The sequence below is a fragment of the Candidatus Symbiopectobacterium sp. NZEC135 genome, assembly GCF_025962695.1.
Window position 1 is genome coordinate 1 of sequence record NZ_JAGFPF010000215.1, and the last position, 2,338, is coordinate 2,338.

General features: G+C 49.3%; 2 protein-coding genes and 1 pseudogene. 1 reads left to right on the top strand and 2 read right to left on the bottom strand.

From position 1 onward, the window contains the following. Positions 1-165: 165 nt before the first annotated feature. Entirely contained in the window at positions 166-1,131 is a 966-nt protein-coding gene (locus J5224_RS25060; protein ID WP_264627923.1) for a nucleotidyl transferase AbiEii/AbiGii toxin family protein, read from the bottom strand. Continuing rightward, positions 1,118-1,900 (bottom strand): type IV toxin-antitoxin system AbiEi family antitoxin, encoded by a 783-nt coding sequence (locus J5224_RS25065; RefSeq protein ID WP_264627924.1) that lies wholly within the window; start codon positions 1,898-1,900, stop codon positions 1,118-1,120. The genes J5224_RS25060 and J5224_RS25065 overlap by 14 nt, the downstream gene beginning before the upstream one ends. A gap of 143 nt (positions 1,901-2,043) precedes the next feature. On the opposite strand from J5224_RS25065, the pseudogene J5224_RS25070 reads away from it, so the two are divergent. After that, a pseudogene (locus J5224_RS25070) lies at positions 2,044-2,338 on the top strand (hypothetical protein); the annotation flags it as partial.

Genomic DNA, 2,338 nt, shown 5'->3' on the forward strand with positions numbered 1-2,338 from the left:
AGGGGCGGCGATTTTACAGGCCATCGAAACCGTGCTGGCACAAGGTCCGACACAGGCACCATTAACCCGAGATTTGGGCGGCAGCGGCAATACAGAAACCTTAGGCCGCGCGATTGCTGATGCGCTTTGAGATCGGTGCGTAAAACCGTGTTAATCAGTAGAGGCCTAGCGATGAGTTAGGCCTCTAAAAGGAGAGTCAGAATCCAAATACTGTTCTAAAACCCGCTCTAGCTTGCTCACCGCAGCACCAAACTTAGCCGGATTTTTTGCATTCAACGTCGCTAAATTACGCTGTTTCCAGCGAATAGCGGGAAGATGCTGAATATCAGGATAGCGATACAACGACCAGTCAGGGTTGTTTTGCTTATAACTGAGTAAAAACTGACGATCGCGATCGGTAAAATGTGATTTCAACGCCTGTGGCAGCAAAGTTACTACTGCAAGCAATGATTCCAAAGAGGTCTCCTGCTGGGTCATGCCTGAAAATTCCTGCTGGTACAGCGTAGCGATCCGAGCAGTATCCCAGTGAGGTTCCAACAGTTCAGCGATGGGACGAGGATGACCCGCCAGATAGCAAAGAAAGCCATCGAAAATCTCGCGAGTGAGGCCCGGTTTTTCCAGCATATTGACTACATCAAACAGATCGCGTGGATGCTGACGATCGAGTGCAGCGCAAATTTTACCGCCATAGAGATCCGCCAATGACACGACATTCATGGTGGTGAAGCCATATTCCATTTCCACCGGCTCGCATACCGGTATTTCTGCTGAAGGTAACAACAATCCACGCCAAACCGGGCTGACTTCAATCTTTATCTGTGCATCACGGGAATTAACGATGATACGTTTTTCGTCAGCTTTATTATCCTGTCGAATGGCGGTGAAACCGGGGTTGCGGTTCAGAGATTCCGCCATGCACCTCAATGCGTCATCGATGGCAGCCAGATCGGTATCGCGATCCAAGAACGTGTTATAAACCAGATCGATATCCACTGACAGACGAGGGAAATCTTGTACAAACAAGTTGATCGCGGTACCGCCTTTCAACGCAAAGCAAGGCTCTTTCGCCACATAGGGTAGTGCGTTTATCAACAGCCTGACCTGTTGGGCATAAATATCACGTTGATTCATCTTCGACTCCTTTCGATTTGAATGCTCTGGGAACGGTTATTTGATAATCCGGCTCCAGCCAGCCACCAGGAATGATTTGCCGCTTCCCTGCACCTGTTTCTATGCGGCTTCGATCGAGATACTGAAAATAAGGATGTCCGTTGCGCTGGGCCAGGTAGAGCATCACCCGATTGGTTTTCACCGAAGAACTGGCACAGAGCAGTACCTGTAATTTGCGTGGGCTGAGCAGATTTAACCCCTGAAACAGCGCATCAGCATGTTCAAATGAGATTTGAGCAGGAACGCTACTGGCGATTTCATACGCTGCAAGCTCCGATATACTGCCCGTTAGTAACCTGTCACCAATTTTCAGTTCTGTCGTAAATGACATCACATCAACAGATAATCCCGACGTATAGAGCCTGACAAAAGTGGCTGATGACTCGAATGCACTAAACCATCCAGGCAATTTGGTATAAGCAGGGAGCGCAAGCCAGATTTGAGGCTTTCCCTGTTCTATATAGTGGGAATAACCCTGTAAAGCAAGGCTGGTTAGCCCCGCTATTCGTACCGGTCTTTCCCACTGCATTTGCAAGCAGGATACGGCATCGACCCAATCAGGTTCACGGCCCACCCGGCAATAAACCCCCTGCGAGATCCTTTTAAGCCAACCGTTCTGTACATAGCGATAAGAGAGCGTGCGATCGATGCCATTGCGACTAAGCCATGACTGAAGCAATACCTGCCCCGGTAAGGTGTTTTGCATTAGCCAGTTTAAATAATTAGCCAATTGTCGCCTCTCAGTTGACAATTCAGTTTATTTTTAAACCATTATGGTTCTGGTGAACGCGCATGACAAGGCTGGGTTTAATATTTTTCCTATTTGTCGCCTCCAAGTCGACGTTTTAGTAAAAATTTAAACCACATCCCGTTGTGACCCTCACCCAGACTCACCCGTTACTTACCCTACCTTTCAGTTCCGCCACGGATTTCGCCGCTCACAGTGAGCGTTTCGCCGGCGCCCTGCTTGAAAGCAACGATCCGGCATTAAAGCAGGCACTGTGTGGCCGACTGGTGGCATGCCTTGCCTTGGGAAAATTACTGACAGAATGCGCGCTATCGCAGGAATCCGAACCGCTGATAACCGGGTTGCTGTCTGAATTGGTGTGGTGTTTCTCCGCAGAGCTTAAAACTCCGCGCCGGGCGCGAACAGAAACCCGCTACCATA